At 68.7% G+C, this 16311-nt stretch carries 11 protein-coding genes; 6 read left to right on the top strand and 5 right to left on the bottom strand.

Going from position 1 to position 16311, the window contains the following annotated elements:
• Nucleotides 1–163: 163 nt before the first annotated feature.
• Nucleotides 164–1486, bottom strand: a complete 1323-nt coding sequence (locus tag ABFT43_RS00340; protein ID WP_347958422.1) for an acetyl-CoA C-acetyltransferase — start codon at nt 1484–1486, stop codon at nt 164–166.
• 88 nt (nt 1487–1574) lie between these two features.
• On the opposite strand from ABFT43_RS00340, the gene ABFT43_RS00335 reads away from it, so the two are divergent.
• Together ABFT43_RS00335 and ABFT43_RS00330 are read left to right on the top strand one after the other, a co-directional pair.
• Nucleotides 1575–2939, top strand: coding sequence for a 3-oxoacyl-ACP reductase (locus tag ABFT43_RS00335; RefSeq protein ID WP_347958421.1), 1365 nt, complete (start codon nt 1575–1577; stop codon nt 2937–2939).
• Nucleotides 2939–3826 carry a MaoC family dehydratase gene (locus ABFT43_RS00330; protein ID WP_347958420.1) on the top strand — a complete coding sequence of 296 codons (888 nt, stop codon included), beginning with the start codon at nt 2939–2941 and terminating at the stop codon, nt 3824–3826. Before ABFT43_RS00335 ends, ABFT43_RS00330 begins: the two co-directional genes overlap by 1 nt.
• 601 nt (nt 3827–4427) lie before the next feature.
• Here ABFT43_RS00330 and ABFT43_RS00325 read toward each other — a convergent pair.
• From ABFT43_RS00325 to ABFT43_RS00310, 3 genes are all read right to left on the bottom strand, one after another.
• On the bottom strand, nt 4428–5618 hold the full coding sequence (locus tag ABFT43_RS00325) for a TRAFAC clade GTPase domain-containing protein (RefSeq protein ID WP_347958419.1): 1191 nt from the start codon (nt 5616–5618) through the stop codon (nt 4428–4430).
• 769 nt (nt 5619–6387) lie between these two features.
• Complete coding sequence (locus ABFT43_RS00315; RefSeq protein WP_347958417.1) at nt 6388–6990, bottom strand: TetR/AcrR family transcriptional regulator; 603 nt, start codon at nt 6988–6990, stop codon at nt 6388–6390.
• Nucleotides 6991–7090: 100 nt separating this feature from the next.
• Nucleotides 7091–8248, bottom strand: a complete 1158-nt coding sequence (locus tag ABFT43_RS00310; RefSeq protein WP_347958416.1) for a glycoside hydrolase family 3 N-terminal domain-containing protein — start codon at nt 8246–8248, stop codon at nt 7091–7093.
• Nucleotides 8249–8319: 71 nt separating this feature from the next.
• Here ABFT43_RS00310 and ABFT43_RS00305 point away from each other — a divergent pair, with 71 nt between their 5' ends.
• From ABFT43_RS00305 to ABFT43_RS00295, 3 genes are all read left to right on the top strand, one after another.
• A complete protein-coding gene (locus tag ABFT43_RS00305; protein ID WP_347958415.1) occupies nt 8320–8877 on the top strand; it encodes a universal stress protein in 558 nt (185 codons plus the stop codon).
• Nucleotides 8878–9080: 203 nt separating this feature from the next.
• Nucleotides 9081–9284, top strand: coding sequence for a DUF2613 domain-containing protein (locus ABFT43_RS00300; protein WP_347958414.1), 204 nt, complete (start codon nt 9081–9083; stop codon nt 9282–9284).
• Nucleotides 9285–9399: 115 nt separating this feature from the next.
• A complete protein-coding gene (locus tag ABFT43_RS00295; RefSeq protein ID WP_347958413.1) occupies nt 9400–13677 on the top strand; it encodes a DUF3367 domain-containing protein in 4278 nt (1425 codons plus the stop codon).
• A 112-nt stretch (nt 13678–13789) separates the two neighbouring features.
• On the opposite strand, the gene ABFT43_RS00290 is transcribed toward ABFT43_RS00295, so the two are convergent.
• Nucleotides 13790–15034 carry an acyltransferase family protein gene (locus ABFT43_RS00290; protein ID WP_347958412.1) on the bottom strand — a complete coding sequence of 415 codons (1245 nt, stop codon included), beginning with the start codon at nt 15032–15034 and terminating at the stop codon, nt 13790–13792.
• Nucleotides 15035–15078: 44 nt separating this feature from the next.
• On the opposite strand from ABFT43_RS00290, the gene ABFT43_RS00285 reads away from it, so the two are divergent.
• Nucleotides 15079–16308: a DUF3068 domain-containing protein gene (locus ABFT43_RS00285; protein WP_347958410.1), complete on the top strand. Its 1230-nt coding sequence runs from the start codon at nt 15079–15081 to the stop codon at nt 16306–16308.
• The last annotated feature ends 3 nt before the right edge of the window (nt 16309–16311 follow it).

The raw sequence follows: 16311 nt of genomic DNA, 5'->3' as shown, positions 1-16311 counted from the left end.
CTCCGATGCGGTGTTTCATCCGAACACGGGACCAAGTACCCCACTGCGACCTGGATAAACGGGACGGACCGAGCGAAGTTGGTCGCTCGATCCGTCCCGTTTTTGCGTATTCGTTTGTCGGGGCCCGGCCGTCGGCGGTGTCGCACCGACGCCCGGCCCGGGGTCAGCCCTCGATGATCGCGGTGACGCCCTGACCGCCGGCGGCGCAGATCGAGATCAGCGCGCGTCCGCCGCCGTTCTCCTTGATCTGCTTGGCCGCCTGGGCGACGATGCGGCCGCCGGTCGCGGCGAACGGGTGGCCCGCGGCGAGCGAGGAGCCGTTCACGTTGAGCTTCGAGCGGTCGATCGGGCCGAGCGCGGCGTCGAGACCCAGACGCTCCTTGCAGTACTCCTCCGACTCCCAGGCCTGCAGCGTCGCGAGGACGACCGAGGCGAAGGCCTCGTGGATCTCGTAGAAGTCGAAGTCCTGCAGGGTGAGGCCGTTGCGCTCGAGCAGGCGCGGCACCGCGTAGGTCGGCGCCATCAGCAGTCCGTCGGGGCCGTTGACGTAGTCGACCGAGGCGGTCTCGCTGTCGACGAAGTAGGCGAGCACCGGCAGGCCACGCTCCTCGGCCCACTCCTCGCTGGCGAGCAGCACCGTCGACGCGCCGTCGGTGAGCGGGGTCGAGTTGCCGGCGGTCATGGTGGCGTCGCCGAGGGAGACACCGAAGACCGGCTTGAGCTTGGCCAGCTTCTCCACCGACGAGTCGGGGCGCAGGTTCTCGTCGCGGGTGAGACCCATGAACGGGGTGATCAGGTCGTCGAAGAACCCGGCGTCGTACGCAGCGGCCATGTTCTTGTGGCTGGCCACGGCCAGTTCGTCCTGGTCGGCGCGCTTGATGCCGAACTCCTTGGCGGTGATGGCCGCGTGCTCGCCCATCGACATGCCCGTGCGCGGCTCTCCGTTGCGCGGGATCTCGATGCCGAGCTTGGTGATCAGCTTGGCCGCGTTGAGGATCTGGTCCTTGGTGCTGCGGGAGCGGTTCACCTCGAGCAACTGGCGGCGCAGCTCGTCGCTGACGGCGATCGGGGCGTCGGAGGTGGTGTCGACGCCACCGCCGACGGCGACGTCGTAGCGACCGCGGGCGATGCCGTCGGCGACGATCGTGATCGCCTGCAGACCGGTACCGCAAGCCTGCTGCACGTCCATCGCCGGCGTGTAGGGCGACAGTGCCGAACCCAGCACCGACTCGCGGATGAGATTGAAGTCACGGGCGTGCTTGAGCACGGCGCCGCCGGCGACCATGCCGAGCTGCTCGCCCTGCAGGTTGAACCGGCTCACCAGGCCGTCGAGGGCGGCGGTGAACATCTCCTGGTTGCTGACCTTGGCATATGCCCGGTCCTGGCGGGCGAACGGAATGCGGTTACCGCCGACGATCGCCACCGGACGCTCGGTCCGGGGCTTGGGGGCGTTGGCCTTGTACGGGGTGGAACTGTTTTCTGCCACGTCGATCTCCAGGGTCGTGTGCGGTATCTATAGCGTATTCTTACTCAACAGTAAGTTCGTTGTCGAACGACAGTCAGAGGAGATCAACGTGGCCGCCAACGCAACAGGCCTGTACTCGAGCTTCGTCCATTCCGCGCCGGGCGCCTTCATCGCCAAGCAGGCCGGCCTCCCCGTCCCGCCGCCGCTGCGGCGTTACAAGCCCTCCGAGCCGCCGCTGCCGGGTCCGGTCCTGCTCGGCGGTCAGGGCCGCCTCGTCGAGCCGTTGCGCGAGATGCTGGCGGGTGCCGAGGACTACGACCTCATCCAGAACGCCCTGACCGGCCGCAGCGCCGACAAGTACGGCGGGCTGGTCTTCGACGCCACCGGCATCACCTCCCCTGCCGAGCTGCGCCAGCTGTTCGAGTTCTTCCAGCCGGTCATGCGTTCCTACGCGCCGTGCGCCCGCTTCCTGGTGCTCGGCACCACGCCGGAGCTGGTCACCGATCCCGACGAGCGGGTCGCGCAGCGCGCCCTGGAGGGCTTCACCCGCTCGCTCGGCAAGGAACTCCTCAAGGGTGCGACCGTGCAGCTCGTCTACGTCTCGCCCGACGCCAAGACCGGTCTGACCGGCCTGGAATCGACCGTACGCTTCGTGCTGTCGGCGAAGTCGGCTTTCGTCGACGCCCAGGTGATCCGCGTCGGCGCCGACGACGCCGAGGCCCCGAAGGACTGGGACCGTCCGCTCGAGGGCAAGGTCGCCGTCGTCACCGGCGCCGCCCGCGGTATCGGCGCCACCATCGCCGAGGTGCTCTCGCGTGACGGTGCCCATGTGATCGCGTGCGACGTCCCGCAGGCCGGGGACGCGCTGTCGGAGACCGCCAACAGGGTCGGCGGCACGTCGTTCCCGATCGACGTCACCGACCCGGAGGCCGGTGCGAAGCTCGCCGAGCACGCGCTCGAGCGCCACGGCGGTGTGGACATCATCGTCAACAACGCCGGCATCACCCGCGACAAGCTGCTGGCCAACATGGACGCCGCCCGCTGGGACGCGGTCATCGCGGTCAACCTGATCGCCCCGCAGGCCCTCGTCGACGCGCTGCTGGAGAAGGGCGCCCTGCGTTCGGGCGGATCGGTCATCGACGTCTCGTCGATCGCCGGTATCGCAGGTAACCGCGGCCAGACCAACTACGGCACCTCCAAGGCCGGCGTCATCGGACTGGTCGACGCCTACGCACCGATCCTCGCCGAGAAGGGCATCACCATCAACGCGGTGGCCCCGGGCTTCATCGAGACCAAGATGACCGCCGCCATCCCGCTGGCCACCCGCGAGGCCGGCCGCCTGATGAGTTCGCTGCAGCAGGGCGGTCAGACCGTCGACGTCGCGGAGACCGTGGCCTACTTCGCCAACCCGGCGAGCAGCGCCATCACCGGCAACGTGGTCCGCGTCTGCGGCCAGGGCTTCCTGGGTGCGTGATGGGTAGGACGATCACGCTCCCGGGCGCGCCCGGGACCGCAGAGCTGTACGGCAAGGCCGTCTCCGGGATGCTGCCGGGCATCGGCAAGCCGGTTCGTGTCCCGGCCGACGCACCGCTTCCCGACACGCATTACCGGCTCGACGACGTGCGAGTGGATCCGGCTGCGCTACAGGCGTACTGCCATGCGACCGGGCAGCGGTTCGGCGCCACCCTGCCGCTGACCTACCCGTTCGTGCTGCAGTTCCCGGTGGTCATGAAGCTGCTGACGTCGGACGAGTTCCCATTCGGCGCAATCGGTTCGGTGCACATGAACAACACCATCGAGCGCACCCGCCCGATCGGGGTATCCGAACCGCTGTCGATCGTCACGCACGCCGAGAACCTGCGCGAGCACCGCAAGGGCATCCTCGTCGACGTCATCAGCGAGATCAGCGTCGGCCCCGAACTGGTGGCGCGGCAGACCGCGACGTTCCTCAAGCAGCAGCGCACGAGCCTGTCCGATCAGCCGCGCGGGCCGGAGCCGAAGGCAAAGACCCCGCCGCCGCCGGACGCGATCCTGTCGGTGGACCTCAAGCGCATCCGCGAGTACGCCGCGGCGTCGGGTGACCGCAACCCGATCCACATGGCGAATCTGACGGCGAAGGCGTTCGGGTTCCCCCGGGCCATCGCACACGGCATGTGGAGCGCGGCGGCGGCGATCGCCAACATCGAGGCGCAGCTGCCCGACGCGGTGACCTACGACGTCAAGTTCGGCAAGCCGATCCTGTTGCCCGCCAAGGTGAATCTCTACACCCGGCGGATCGACGGAGAGGGTGCCTTCGACATCTCGATCCGCGACCGCAAGAAGGGGTTCCCGCACCTCACCGCGACGACGAGGAAGGGCTGAGGGGCGGATTCCGTTCCCGCTCAACCTGTTTCCTTCCCGCTTGTTGATTTCGGCAGGCGGGAAGGAAACAGGGAAGGCGGGAGCATTCTCGACGGCACACAGCGCTCGGCTTCGAGTACGACGTCGCTCCACCCGTGGAGGTCCCCACCGGGCACCCCGGGGAGCAGTCGGCGACGCTGACGGCGACATGTCGCGCTGGATGATCAACTGGTATTCCGCGGATGTCCCCCATCCTCGGAGCTCGGACCACGCAGATCCGGCGGGTGGGGGGCGTCCCAGACACTCGCGTAGAACTCAGAAACCAAGGGCCACACTTCGCGCAGACCGTCCTCGACGGAGTCGACGGCTGCGGCGAGGTCACCGAAGAGCACGAACTCGTGCGGGATCACACGGCCCGCTGAGTCTTGACGCCGGAGCGGATCCGGGAAGCGCAACGCGACTAGCCCGTCGTGTCGGCTCCACGCCGCAGGTTCGTCTCGAAGGTCCACGAAAGCGCGTTCGTAGTCCTGGAGCGGGTCGCCGAGTCCGGCATCCACAAGAAACCGAAAGCCCCAGGTCCGACCCCGAGTGGCCCAAATCATACTGTCGTAGCTCGGGGTGTTCACTTTGCAATCTTGATCACTTTGTCGATGACGCCCTGCTCGAGGTCCAATTTGAACTGTGTCAGCGTTGCTCTCAAATAGTCGTGCTGCGCCCGGGCCTGCTCGTTCATCTTCTTCAGTTCTGATCCTGCCAATTGGACGGCTCTTGCCAGGACCGGCAGCACTATATGGGCGACTTTGCCTCCCCGGTCCACCTTGGCCATTCTGGCCAGAAGCCTATCGACCGGCGCAAGTCTCCCGCCGGCTATGCCGGCCGCAAGCATGTCGGCACCATCGGCGAGCGAGTCGAGCACCCTGAGTGGAATGTCAAACCTCCCTTGCCATTGCACTCGACGCTCCAGCGGAAGAATTGACGCCACAGGAAGTATGAGATCGAGACCAACACGCTGGGTCAGGTCGATGTCGAGTGTCTCCGGACCGTCGGACTTGAGTTCGAACTTGGCGGAGGAGAGCAGCATGAAGTCCTCGCCTATGGAAAGCGCCTTGGGAGTCTGGATGAGTTCGGCGACGGTCGATCGAAGGCGCTCGATGTCCTCTCCCGCCGTGAGGATGACCAGATCGCGGAACGTATCGACGTTCCAGTCCGGGAACAGGTCGGCTTTCGACAGAGCCAGGATCCACACTCGCGGGAACTCGACAATGGGCCCGTCCTTGAGCAGGTCGTCCTTGAGATGCAGGAGGCCGTGACGGAAGTTGAACATCAGTGACTTGAGGTACCGCTCTTCCTCGCCGCGGTACTCGAGCAACTTCTGTCCGTCTACCAGCAGAATCGCTACGTCCGACCGAAGCAGAGAGCGAAAACTGTCGATTCGCCTGTTGTTTTCCTCTGCACTACTGGGTTCGGTCTCGAACCATTCGCCCGGGTAGTCGTGCCACGCGAGCCGAAGAACGTCGAAGGGCCTTTTCTTGGCCGCGTCATTGTCTCCGCCTTTCAGCTTGACGGAGAAATAGTAGGTCGTGGATTCGAAGCGAGTGGCGATCGGCGCCGTCGCTCGGTCCCGCATACCGAGGTAGTTCTGGTACAGCCGACTCCCCTGGCCGGTGTCGTCAGCTACGAGATCCCAAAGATCGTTCTTGTACGACCCCTCCTGAGTCGGGCCGAAGAACGACGAAACCAGAACCGTCTTGCCCGACCCGCTCTCACCGAAGACGGCTATGTGCTGCTCTCGAACTCTTGGGTACCTGGCCATGCCAGGACGGTACAACACGCCTCTGTCAGCGCTGCAGTGAAACAGTGTCCGGCCCGGGCAGATCGATCTCCGATTGCCGAACCGTCGAGATGAGCGCTGTGACAGACCCGGCAACTCGGATCATTGCCGCGATCGATCATCTCGACGAATGACATGAAGCGGTCCGCGGAACGCTCAGCAGCGTCTCCCTGATTGCAGCAGCGCTCCCACCGAGGCCCACCGTCAGGAACCAATACCGATACCTTGAATGGTCGCCGATTCATCGAGATCCGGCCCGACCACGGGGCACCGGAGCACTCCCTGAACAGTTCTTGAAGACCCTGAGCAGTTCTTGAAGACCCTGAACAGTTCTTGAAGACCCTGAACAGTTCTTGAAGGCCGACCACCGAAGTTCCTCGCGGTCGGCGGGGAAGGGATTGCTCTGGATGGGCCTTCTCGTCTAATTCGCCCGGTTGCGCGCCCGTGTCTGCTCGTCGTCGAGGCGACGGATGCACAACAAGTAGGTGATCTGTTCCAGCACCTGCAACGGGTTGGCGATGCCGCCCGACGAGAACGCGCCTCAGACCGCGTCGACCTTGCGCCAATGCTCTCCGGTGATCACCGGCTGCACTCATGCAGTCGTCGACGAACCAACTCGACAGAACTGTATGGCGGAGGTCTACGGCAGAAACGAGGAACGGAGTCGCCCGTACGGGCGACATGAGCGGGAGAGACACCGCCCCTGGACCCTGGGCAGGCGACTCGCCTGCCACTCAGAGAGTGGCCGACCTCAGATGTCGGTACCCACGCCCTTCAGGCCGCGCCAGGTGATGCCGACGAGCATGTTGGTGGCCTTCTCGAGGTCGACGTCACCCTCGGTGATGCGGTCGGCCACGGCCTCGGCGGCGCCCACGATGGCGACGGCGGTGAGCTCGAAGTCGATGTCGCTCGCGGTCTCGACCGTGGTACCGGCCTTGATGAGTTCGGAGACCATCTCGACGACGCGGCGGCGGCTGTCGGCGACGATCCCCGAGAAGCTGGCCGTTCCGATGGCGACGCGGTAGAGCACACGCCACGACTCACGGTTCTCGTGGACGAACCGGAGGAACTCGCGGATGACGGTGTGGGCCTGCTCGCGCTGGGACAGCGACGGGTCGAAGCCAACACTCATGGCCTCGATGAACAGGCCGGACTCACGGGCGATGCACGCGCTGAACAGCTCCTCCTTGGAGCCGTAGTACAGGTAGAGCATCGGCTTGGAGATCTGCGCCTCGGCTGCGATCGCGTCCATCGAGGTGTCGCGAAAGCCGTTCTGCGAGAACACCTTCACGGCGGCATCGAGCATCTGCTGCTCACGCACGGCACGCGGCAGACGCTTGGTTCCGCCCGACATCACGACCTCCGTTCTCGCGATCGGTTCTCGATCGACGATACCCATAAACTTACCAGTGGGTAAGTTTAACGGTCGCTCGGGCCGTCCATGTATGGAATGGTCAGCAGCTCACGACGCCCTTCGCGCGGAGGATGCGCAGCACCTTCGCATCGAGGCGTGCGGGGGCCAGGCGACCGCTCTCGACCGCCTTCTCCAGGGTGTTCAGCACCGAGGGGACGCGCGCGGTGGACAACCAGAGCGCGACGTCGCCGCCGGCGAGGACGAACTTCTCGACGGCCTGCTCGATCGGATAGCGCTCGCTGATCGCGGCCATGCCCGACAGATCGTCGGAGAAGATGACGCCATCGAACCGCGGCCCGTCGTAGCCCACGCCGGTGCGCAACATCTGGATGGCCGGGCGGCTGATCGACGCCGGGAGGCCGTTGGTCAATCCGGGCACGATGAGGTGGCCGACCATGGCCCCCGCCGGACCGGGATCGCGGAGCAGGTTCCGGAACGGCACCAGGTCGCTGTTCTGCAACTGCGCGAGCGAGGGAACCGTCACGACGCCGAGGTGCGAGTCGCCCGACCCATGGCCATGCCCGGGAAAGTGCTTGTACACCGGCATGATCCCGGCATCGGCGAGACCGGCGGCGTAGGCGCCGGCGTACTTCGTGACGACGGCCGGGTCGTTGCCGAAGGAACGGTCGCCGATGACCTCGTTGTCCGATTGGTCGCTGACGTCGGCGACCGGCGCGAAGTCGACCGTCACGCCCAGCTTCTTCAACTGCCGGCCCACACCGGCGGCGATCTGCCGGACCTGCTCGGGCGTCTTGGTACGCGCCAGTTCACGCGGTGAGGCGTGGTCGATGCCCAGCCCCGACAACCGCGAGACCCGACCGCCCTCCTGGTCGACGGTGACCATGAGCGGGATGTCGGAGTTCCGGGAGATCCGCGATGCCGCACCGCTGGTGAGGATCGACTTGTCGGTCCAGCTGCCGACGAAGATCCCGCCGATCCTCTCGCTCGCGACGACCTGCTGGGCGTCGGCGGCGCCCGTCACGCCCACGACGATCAGTTGCGCCAGCTTCTCGCGCCGGGTCAGCTTTGCGAGTTGTTCTGCGCCGCACGGCTTTGCGACGGGTGTCGAACTGGGCAGAACCGACGACTGCGACGCCGACGGCGACGCGTTCGCGGACGGCGTCGACGACGGGGAGACCGGATTGGACGATCCACAGGCGATCAGCCCGACGGTCAGCGTCGCAACCGTCCCGGTCATCAGCGCTTTCCGAGTCCACCGAGGTCGGCGAGTTGGGTACATGCGTCGAGTCTGGCATGTAACCTGAGCCAATGGACGCAGGGTCCATCCCGGCCGAGACCGCGACCTCCCCCGGGGGTCGCGAGGACGGACGCGCCGGACAGACCCTGATGATCGCCTACGACGGCTCCGAGAACGCCGATCGAGCCATCCGATATGCAGGCCAGTTCCTCCGCGCGGACCACGCCGTCGTCGTCACCGCCTGGCAGCCCGGCGGCATGACGCCCGCCCGCCTCTCCACCCTCGCCGGCGGGATGCAGCCCTTCGTCGACACCCAACTCGACGCCGGCGTCGACCGCGCCCTCGAACACGAGGCGGCCACCCTCAACCAACGCGGCGTCGACCTGGCGCGTGAATGCGGACTGTCCGCGCGCGGCATGCTCGTCGAGGTCGAGTCCACGGTGTGGGGAGCCCTCGTCGCCGCCGCGGACGCGCTCGACGTCGACCTGCTCGTCACCGGAACCCGCGGGGCGTCGGGTCTGCGCGCCCTGCTGAAGTCCAGCGTCGCCGAGCGCGTGCTGAAGCACTGTCATCGGCCGGTGTTCATCGTCCCGGCGAAGTGCGAGAAACAGCCGCAGGTGACGCCGTAGGGTCGTCGAAACGGTGAGGAATCGCGACTTCGAACACTCGCGACTTCGAACACTCGCGACTTCGAACACTCGCGACTTCGAACGCAGCGTCGCGACTTCCAGGTGGCGAATCTGTGCCGAACCCCCGATTCAGCGGGGCCCGGGGTCGGAACACAGGCGGGTGAACCCCGGTCGGGACCTGACTCGATGGTAGTTTCTTCGCCATGACCAACAACCGCCTTGTGGCCGGCGCCGTCGCCGGAGTCGCCGGCATCCTGGTGGGACTCGGCGCGGTGTTTCTCGGCGGGTTCCTGGCTTCGGAGAACAGCCCGTCGACGGACCTGAACAACATCAATCCGAACAACGGGTTCGTCCAGGGTTCGGTCGACTACGGCTCGCGCGAGGGCGCGGGCGGCGAGAACAACTGACGCCTCCACGACGCCACTGCGCGTCGTGACGACCTGACGGCAGCAGCAACTGAGTAGTACATCGGCCACCGCCTCCACGAGTGTCCTGACGGCCCGTGGGATAGGCGCGGCCTCGGTGATCGCCCTCGTCGTCTGCCTGCTCCAGTCCCCCGGCCGGATCGCGGCCGACACCAAACTCGACCTCACCGCCAATCCCCTCGGATTCCTCGCCCGTGCGGCCCATCTGTGGACCCCGAACGCGCCGATGGGGCAGGTGCAGAACCAGGCCTACGGCTATTTCTTCCCGCACGGCGCGTTCTTCGCGGCCGGCGACCTGCTGCATGTGCCGCCGTGGATCGTGCAACGGCTGTGGTGGGCCCTGCTGCTCGTGATCGGCTTCGTCGGCGTCGTGCGCGTCGCGGAGGCCCTGCGAATCGGCTCACCGGCCTCACGGGTCCTCGCCGGCGTCGTCTTCGTGTTGAGTCCCCGGGTTCTCACCACCCTCGGGTCGATCTCGTCGGAGACGCTGCCGATGATGCTGGCGCCCTGGGTGCTCCTTCCGGTGATCCGCGCGCTCGACGACCCGGATCTCGCGTCCGGGGGCACGGCACGCCCGCTGTGGCGGGAGGCGGCACGATCGGCGGCGGCGGTGGCGCTGATGGGCGCGGTGAACGCGGTCGCGACGGGCGCGGCACTCGGGGTCGCCGCGGTGTGGTGGTTGCTCCACCGTCCGCGCGACGGCCGCTGGTTGCGCTTCGGCGCCTGGGCGGCGCTGGGTCTGGTGTTCGCGTGTGCCTGGTGGATGGTGCCGTTGCTGCTCCTGTCGCGGGTCAGCCCACCGTTCCTGGACTACATCGAGTCCTCACGAGTCACCACCGAATGGGCCTCGTTGACCGAGGTGCTGCGCGGCGCCGGGTCGTGGACTCCGTTCGTCTCGCCGGAGCGCGTCGCCGGAGCGGTCCTCGTGACACAGCCCGCCGCGGTGCTCGCGACGGGGACCATCGCCGCCGCCGGCCTCGCCGGGCTGTGCATGCGCCGCATGCCTTTCCGCGGCCGCCTGGTGACGGTCCTCGTCGTCGGGTTGCTGGTGATGTGCGTCGGCTACGTCGGTGGCCTCGACTCCCCGATCGCCGAGCAGGTCCGGGTGTTCCTCGACGGTCCGGGCGCTCCGCTGCGCAACATCCACAAGTTCGAACCGTTCATCCGGCTGCCGCTGGTGCTCGGCGTCGCGCATCTTCTCGCCCGGGTTCCCTGGCCCGGGACCGCGAGCGCGCGGGAGACGTTGTCGGCGTTCGCGCATCCGCAGCGGTCGCGGCCGGTCGCGGCGGCCATCGTGTTGCTGGTCGCGGTGATCGGCGGGGGCTCGCTGATCTGGACCGGTCAGCTCGCACCGGCCGGCACCTACACGGCGATCCCCGCCTACTGGAAACAGGCCGCCGACTGGCTGTCCGAACACAGCGCCCGACCCGACGACGCTCCGCCGGCCCGCAGCCTGGTGGTTCCCGGCGCCCCGTTCGCCGATCAGCTGTGGGGTCTGACCCGCGACGAACCGCTGCAACCGCTCGCCGACGCCCCGTGGGCGGTCCGCGACGCCATCCCGTTGACGCCGCCGGGTGCGATCCGGGCACTCGACGCGGTACAACGCGAGATCGCCGCGGGTCGCGGCTCCCCCGGCCTGGCCGCGACCCTCGCCGACCAGGGTGTCGGATTCGTGCTGTTGCGCGCCGACCTCGACCCCGAGACCTCTCGTTCCACCCGCCCGCTCCTGGCGCAGCAGGCCCTCGACACCTCCCCCGGACTGACCCGGGTCGCGACGTTCGGCCCGGAGGTCGGTCCGCCGAGCGTGCGAGGAGTCGTGCGCGACAACGGGTTACGCCCGAAGATGCCGGCGATCCAGATCTATGCGGTCGACGCGCCCGGATTCGCGACCCCGTCGTTCGACGGCACCGGGCCGCTGCTCGTCGACCGCGACGCGGTGCCCCGGGTGGTGGGCGGTCCGGAGGCAGTGGCCGAACTGGCCGAAGTCCGTGCGCGCGAGGGGCTTCCACAACTCGGGCCGGTGCTGCTCGACGCCGACGCCCGGCGCGCCGGCCTCACCTCCGGACCGCTGGTCGTCACCGACACCCCGGCCGACCGGGAGACCGACTTCGGCCGGGTCGACGACCACAGCTCCGCGATCCGCGCCGTCGGCGACCCGCGGCGGACACAGAACGCAGCGCCGGACTACCCCGTCGACGGACAGCCCCTCACCCATGGAGAGTGGTTGCTGGACAACGCCAGTGGCGAGGTCGAGGTGACGACATCGGGTTCGGCGTCGGACGCGGTGCAACCCGGCCAGACCTCGCCGGCCAACTCTCCTGCCGCGGCATTCGACGGCAACCCGCAGACCGCCTGGGTCAGCGGCGGTCTCGAAGGTGCGGTCGGCAGGTGGATGCGGATCGGGTTCACCACGCCACAATCCGATCTCGCACTCACCCTCACCACCGCGAAGGCCCTCGGCCCGGACGTGACCAGCGTCCTGATCGCCACCGAGGCGGGCAGCACCGTCGCGTCGGACCTCCAGCCCGGGGAGCCGACGACGGTGACCGCGCCGAGCGGCCCGACGCGCTGGGTGCAGATCCGGGCGCTGAGCACCGAGGACGGCAGCGCCGGCAACCAGTTCGCACTGGGCGAGGTGCAGCTGTCGAACCTGCGCACCTCCGCGCCGCTGCAGATCCGGCACCGCGTGACGCTCCCCGACCTCGAGGCGGGCACCCCCGTCGCACAGTGGCTGCTCTACTCGGAGCTCAACGGCCGCGCCTGGTGCGTCGACGACCCGGCCCGCGAGATGGTGCGCTGCGCACCGGGTCTCGGCCTGTCCCCGGAGACCGGCTCGGTGTTCACCCGGGCGCTGTCGGTGCCGCAGGACTCCACGGTCACCCCGACCGTCATCCTCCGTCCCCGCCCCGGTGACGCCCTCGACCGGCTGCTCGCGACACCCGGCGCCGTGACGGCGACCGGTCCGCGCCCGGTCGGCGATCCGCGCGGCAACCCGAGCGCCGCCGTCGACGGCGATCCCGGAACCGTCTGGACGGCGCCGGAGATACCGCAGAAGGAGCGGCCCGCCGACGACAGCGACGAGGACACCTCCGATGCGAGCTCCGACGCCGCCGCCGAGAAGTCCGACGACAACGAGCCGACGCTGATCGTCCGACTCCCCGCGAGACAGCGCGTGGAGTCGGTCAGACTGGTTGCGCCGAAGGATTATCCGGCCGCGCCGACCGAGGTGTCGGTGGACCTCGGGACCGGCGAGCAGATCCGGGAGGTCGGCAGGGACGGCGTGTTGCGCCTCGATCCGGCCGTCACCGACCGGATCGAGATCACGATCCGCGAGCAGCGCGACCTGATCGATGTCAACAGCCTGGGATTCGCGACACCGGCACCGCCCGGCATCGCCGAGGTCGAGGTGTTCCCGGTGCCGCCGTCGGCCGCCGGCCCGGACCGCGTCATCGAGATCGGATGCGACGACGGGATCGGCGTGACCGCGGCCGGGCAGGTCGTCGGGGTGTCGGTGCGCACGACCGCCGCGGCCCTGCGATCCGGGCAGCCGGTCGTCGGAAAGCCCTGTGCACCAGGAGAACTGCACCTCCCGGCAGGACGCCAGGAGGTGTCGGTCACTCCTGGACAGGCGTTCACGGTCGACGCGGTGTCACTGGTGCACGAACAGCTGACCCCCGCGCCCACATCGACGCCTCGGGTGACCGGATGGTCGGCGACGCATCGGGCGGTCGAGGTCGATGCCGGGCCGGAACGTCTTCTGGTGGTTCCGGAATCCACCAACCCGGGCTGGGTCGCACGCCTCGACGGTGCGGAGCTGTCGCCGGTGGTGGTGAACGGCTGGCAGCAGGGCTGGATCGTGCCCGCCGGGGCATCGGGATCGGTGGAGCTCGCCTTCCGGTTCGATTCGCTGTACCGCTGGTCGATCGTGGTCGGGCTGGCGATGATGGCGGCGCTGCTGGTCGCTGCGTGGTGGCCCTCGCATCGTCGTGTGACCGTGCCCGTGCGGTCGGTCCCGGTTGCGGGTCGTGTGACCCGGGTGGCCGCAGCGGTCGGCATCGTCGCCACGTCGTGGCTGTTGTCCGGATGGTGGGGACTGGTGATCGGGGCCGTCGTCGGAGCCGCCACGGCCGTGATGCCCCACCGGATCGGCGTGACGACGACCTTCGTGGCGATGATGGCCGCCACCGTCGGTCTGGCCGCCGGTCCGTGGCATGCCGAGGGCGGCTATCACGGCTGGGCGTGGTGGGTTCAGTTGCCGGCGCTGGTGGCGGTGCTGATGACGTGCTGGCTGGTCAGTCCGCTGCTCCCCGAGGTGCGTGCGCTCCTCCGCCGGACACGCGACGGGCGTGCGCGACGGGCCTCGAAGACGCCGTGACCCGTCGGCGTCGCCTCGGTGGGGTCCCCGACCAGCGTTAGGTCTCGCTCAGCGATACCTCTCGCCGAACCGCACACCGGGGGAACACTCCACAGCACACGGCGAGCCGAGGTCACGCCGAGGCAGCCGCGCGCCGTCGGGCCTCCCGGGTGCGCAACCAGTTGCGCGCAGGTTCCTCGATGAAGGCGTAGGACGCCGCGGAGATCCCGATCGTGAGGCCCAGGGTGAGGACCCACACCAGGATGGTGTCGCCACTGAACGGCACGATCCCGAACAGCGGGAACACCACCGCGAGGATCGCGACGTGCCAGATGAAGATGCCGTAGGACCACCGGCCGAGCGCGAGCATCACCCGCGAGGTGAGCAAGCGGAACGGACCCTCGCTGCAGACGAGCGGCGCGAGAAGCGCGTACCCGCACAGCGCGCCGAGGACCATCTTGGTGGCGAACTCCACGTTGGTCACGTCACCGAGTCCGGTGGGTCCGGCGAGGCGGGTGCACGCCAGGCCGTAGGCGACGGCGAGGAGCCCGAACATCAGCCGGCGGTTGGCGCTGAGTCGGATGGCGAGGGTCGTCCAGCGGCCGCGCGTCGCGACGGGTTGCTCGAGGACGCCCGCGATCTCGGCGAGGATCAGACCGGCGATGAACCAGGGCAGATGTCCGAACACCCAGTTCTTGGTCTCGACGCCGTCGGCAACCGGCAGCGACGTGCCCACCCATGCCCACCCGAGGCTGACGACCGCGACCGCGAGAAGGACCGGGATGCGCACCGACACGCGACGCCCGCGCAGGCGCAGCAGCGCCAGGCCGAGGAGCGGCAGCAGCGCGTAGAAGGTGATCTCGACCGACAGACTCCACATCTGGGTCAGGCCCGCGGTGAGGGTGAGCGGCACGAAGACCTGCGTAAGCGTCAGATTCGCGAGCCAGACCTCGAGGTCGGCGCCCTGCGCCTCCGGCAGCAACAGCAGCACCAGGACGACGACCACGACGTACGCCGGCCAGATGCGCACGACGCGGTGGCGCAGGTAACGCGGGATCGACGGGTGCCCCTCGCCGCGGTGCGCCGCGTCGACCCATCCCCGCCAGAGCAGGAAGCCGGAGAGGCCGAAGAACAGTGCGACCGCGAGGTCGAGACGGCCCAGGACGGGGCCGAGCACCGGGATCTCGACGGCGCGCGTCTGGAAGGCCACGTGGGTGGTGAGCACCCCGATCGCCGCGATCGCGCGCATGCCCTCGAGCTGCGGATAGAAGCGCCGCCCGGTCGTCGACGGTCCGGCAAGGTCGGGTCGCTGCGCCGCCGGGTGGGCGTCGCAGGCCGCGGCGGTGCCGGCGTCGCGGGCGGAGTCGGTGCTGGTCATGCTGCTGACAGGGTAGCCCGGCGGCATCGATTACCCTCGCCACCATGTCTTCTGTGCCGCCCGAGGGGCCCGCCGACGGGCCGGTCGAGGTGCCGCCCCCGGACCCCGCGTCGCCGGTGCGGCCGGATCAGCCTCGGCGCTGGTCGACCGCGGACCTGGCCGGGCCGACGCTCATCTTCGTCGGCAGCTTCCTGCTCGCCGTGACGATCGCGTTGCCCACTCTGCTGGTCGGCAACTTCCGGGTCATCCCGTTGAGCACCGACTTCACCACGGTCGCGACCGCCGAGGACGCCACGATCCTCGACCGCTGCTCGCTCGGCACGCCGCGGGCACAGACCGTCGGCGCCGATCTCGTCCGACAACAGCGCGTCGTCGCGGTACAGCCGTCCGACGAGCATCGCGTGACGCTGCAGGCCGGCACCTCGGTGCAGGCGGAGACCCTGCGGATCGGGGACCGGGACGTCGACCCCGAGGACCCGCGCCCGGGCAGCGGGGCCGACGCGTCGGAACCGTGCAACGAGGCGACGATCGACGCGATCAAGGACCGCGTCACGCTCGACCGCGAGACCGCCCGGCCACAGCTGTCGGCGCGCGGGGCGTCGGAGATCCAGTACGACAGCGACCAGGCGCCGGTACTGGTGCCCGACCGTCGCGGCTTCACCTACCTGCTGCCGTTCGACACCGCGCTGACCGACCACGAGTTCTTCGACCCCGTCACGCGGACCACCGTCCCGCTCGTCTACGACGGGAACGCCGAGGTCGTCGGCAGGGACGTGGCCCGCTTCCGCGCCGAGATCCCCGAGACCGACCTCGCCCGGGCGGCACTCGGGCGGCCGGTCGGCACCGACGTCGTCATCACCCGGCCGGCGTCGTGGTTCGGCGTCGATGGTCCGCCCCGGAACCTGACCGCCTCACTGCGCCACCGGGGTTCGTGGGACCTGGCGGTCGACGCGAAGACCGGCACCATCGTCGACGCGACGATCACCGTCGACGAGTTCTACGCCTTCCCCGACGGCACGCCCGGCGTTCCGGCGGATTTCCGATTGCCGCACCTGCAGGCGACGTTCACCTACGACGAGCAGACGCAGTCGCAGATGTCGCGTCTCGCTTCGGATCTCGCGACTCCGATCACCATCTGGGGCCGCCTCGTCCCGATCGCCACGGGTGTCCTGGGCGTGCTGGCGCTGATCGCCGGCGGCGCGCTGATCAATCCGGCGTGGCTGCCGGATGGGTTCCGGCGCAACGCGAAAGACCGCAACACGCGAGAGGTGTGAGCG

Source organism: Gordonia aurantiaca (genome assembly GCF_039939235.1).
In the GTDB taxonomy this organism is placed as follows: Bacteria; Actinomycetota; Actinomycetes; order Mycobacteriales; family Mycobacteriaceae; genus Gordonia.
This window is presented reverse-complemented; position numbering and strand designations above follow the sequence as displayed.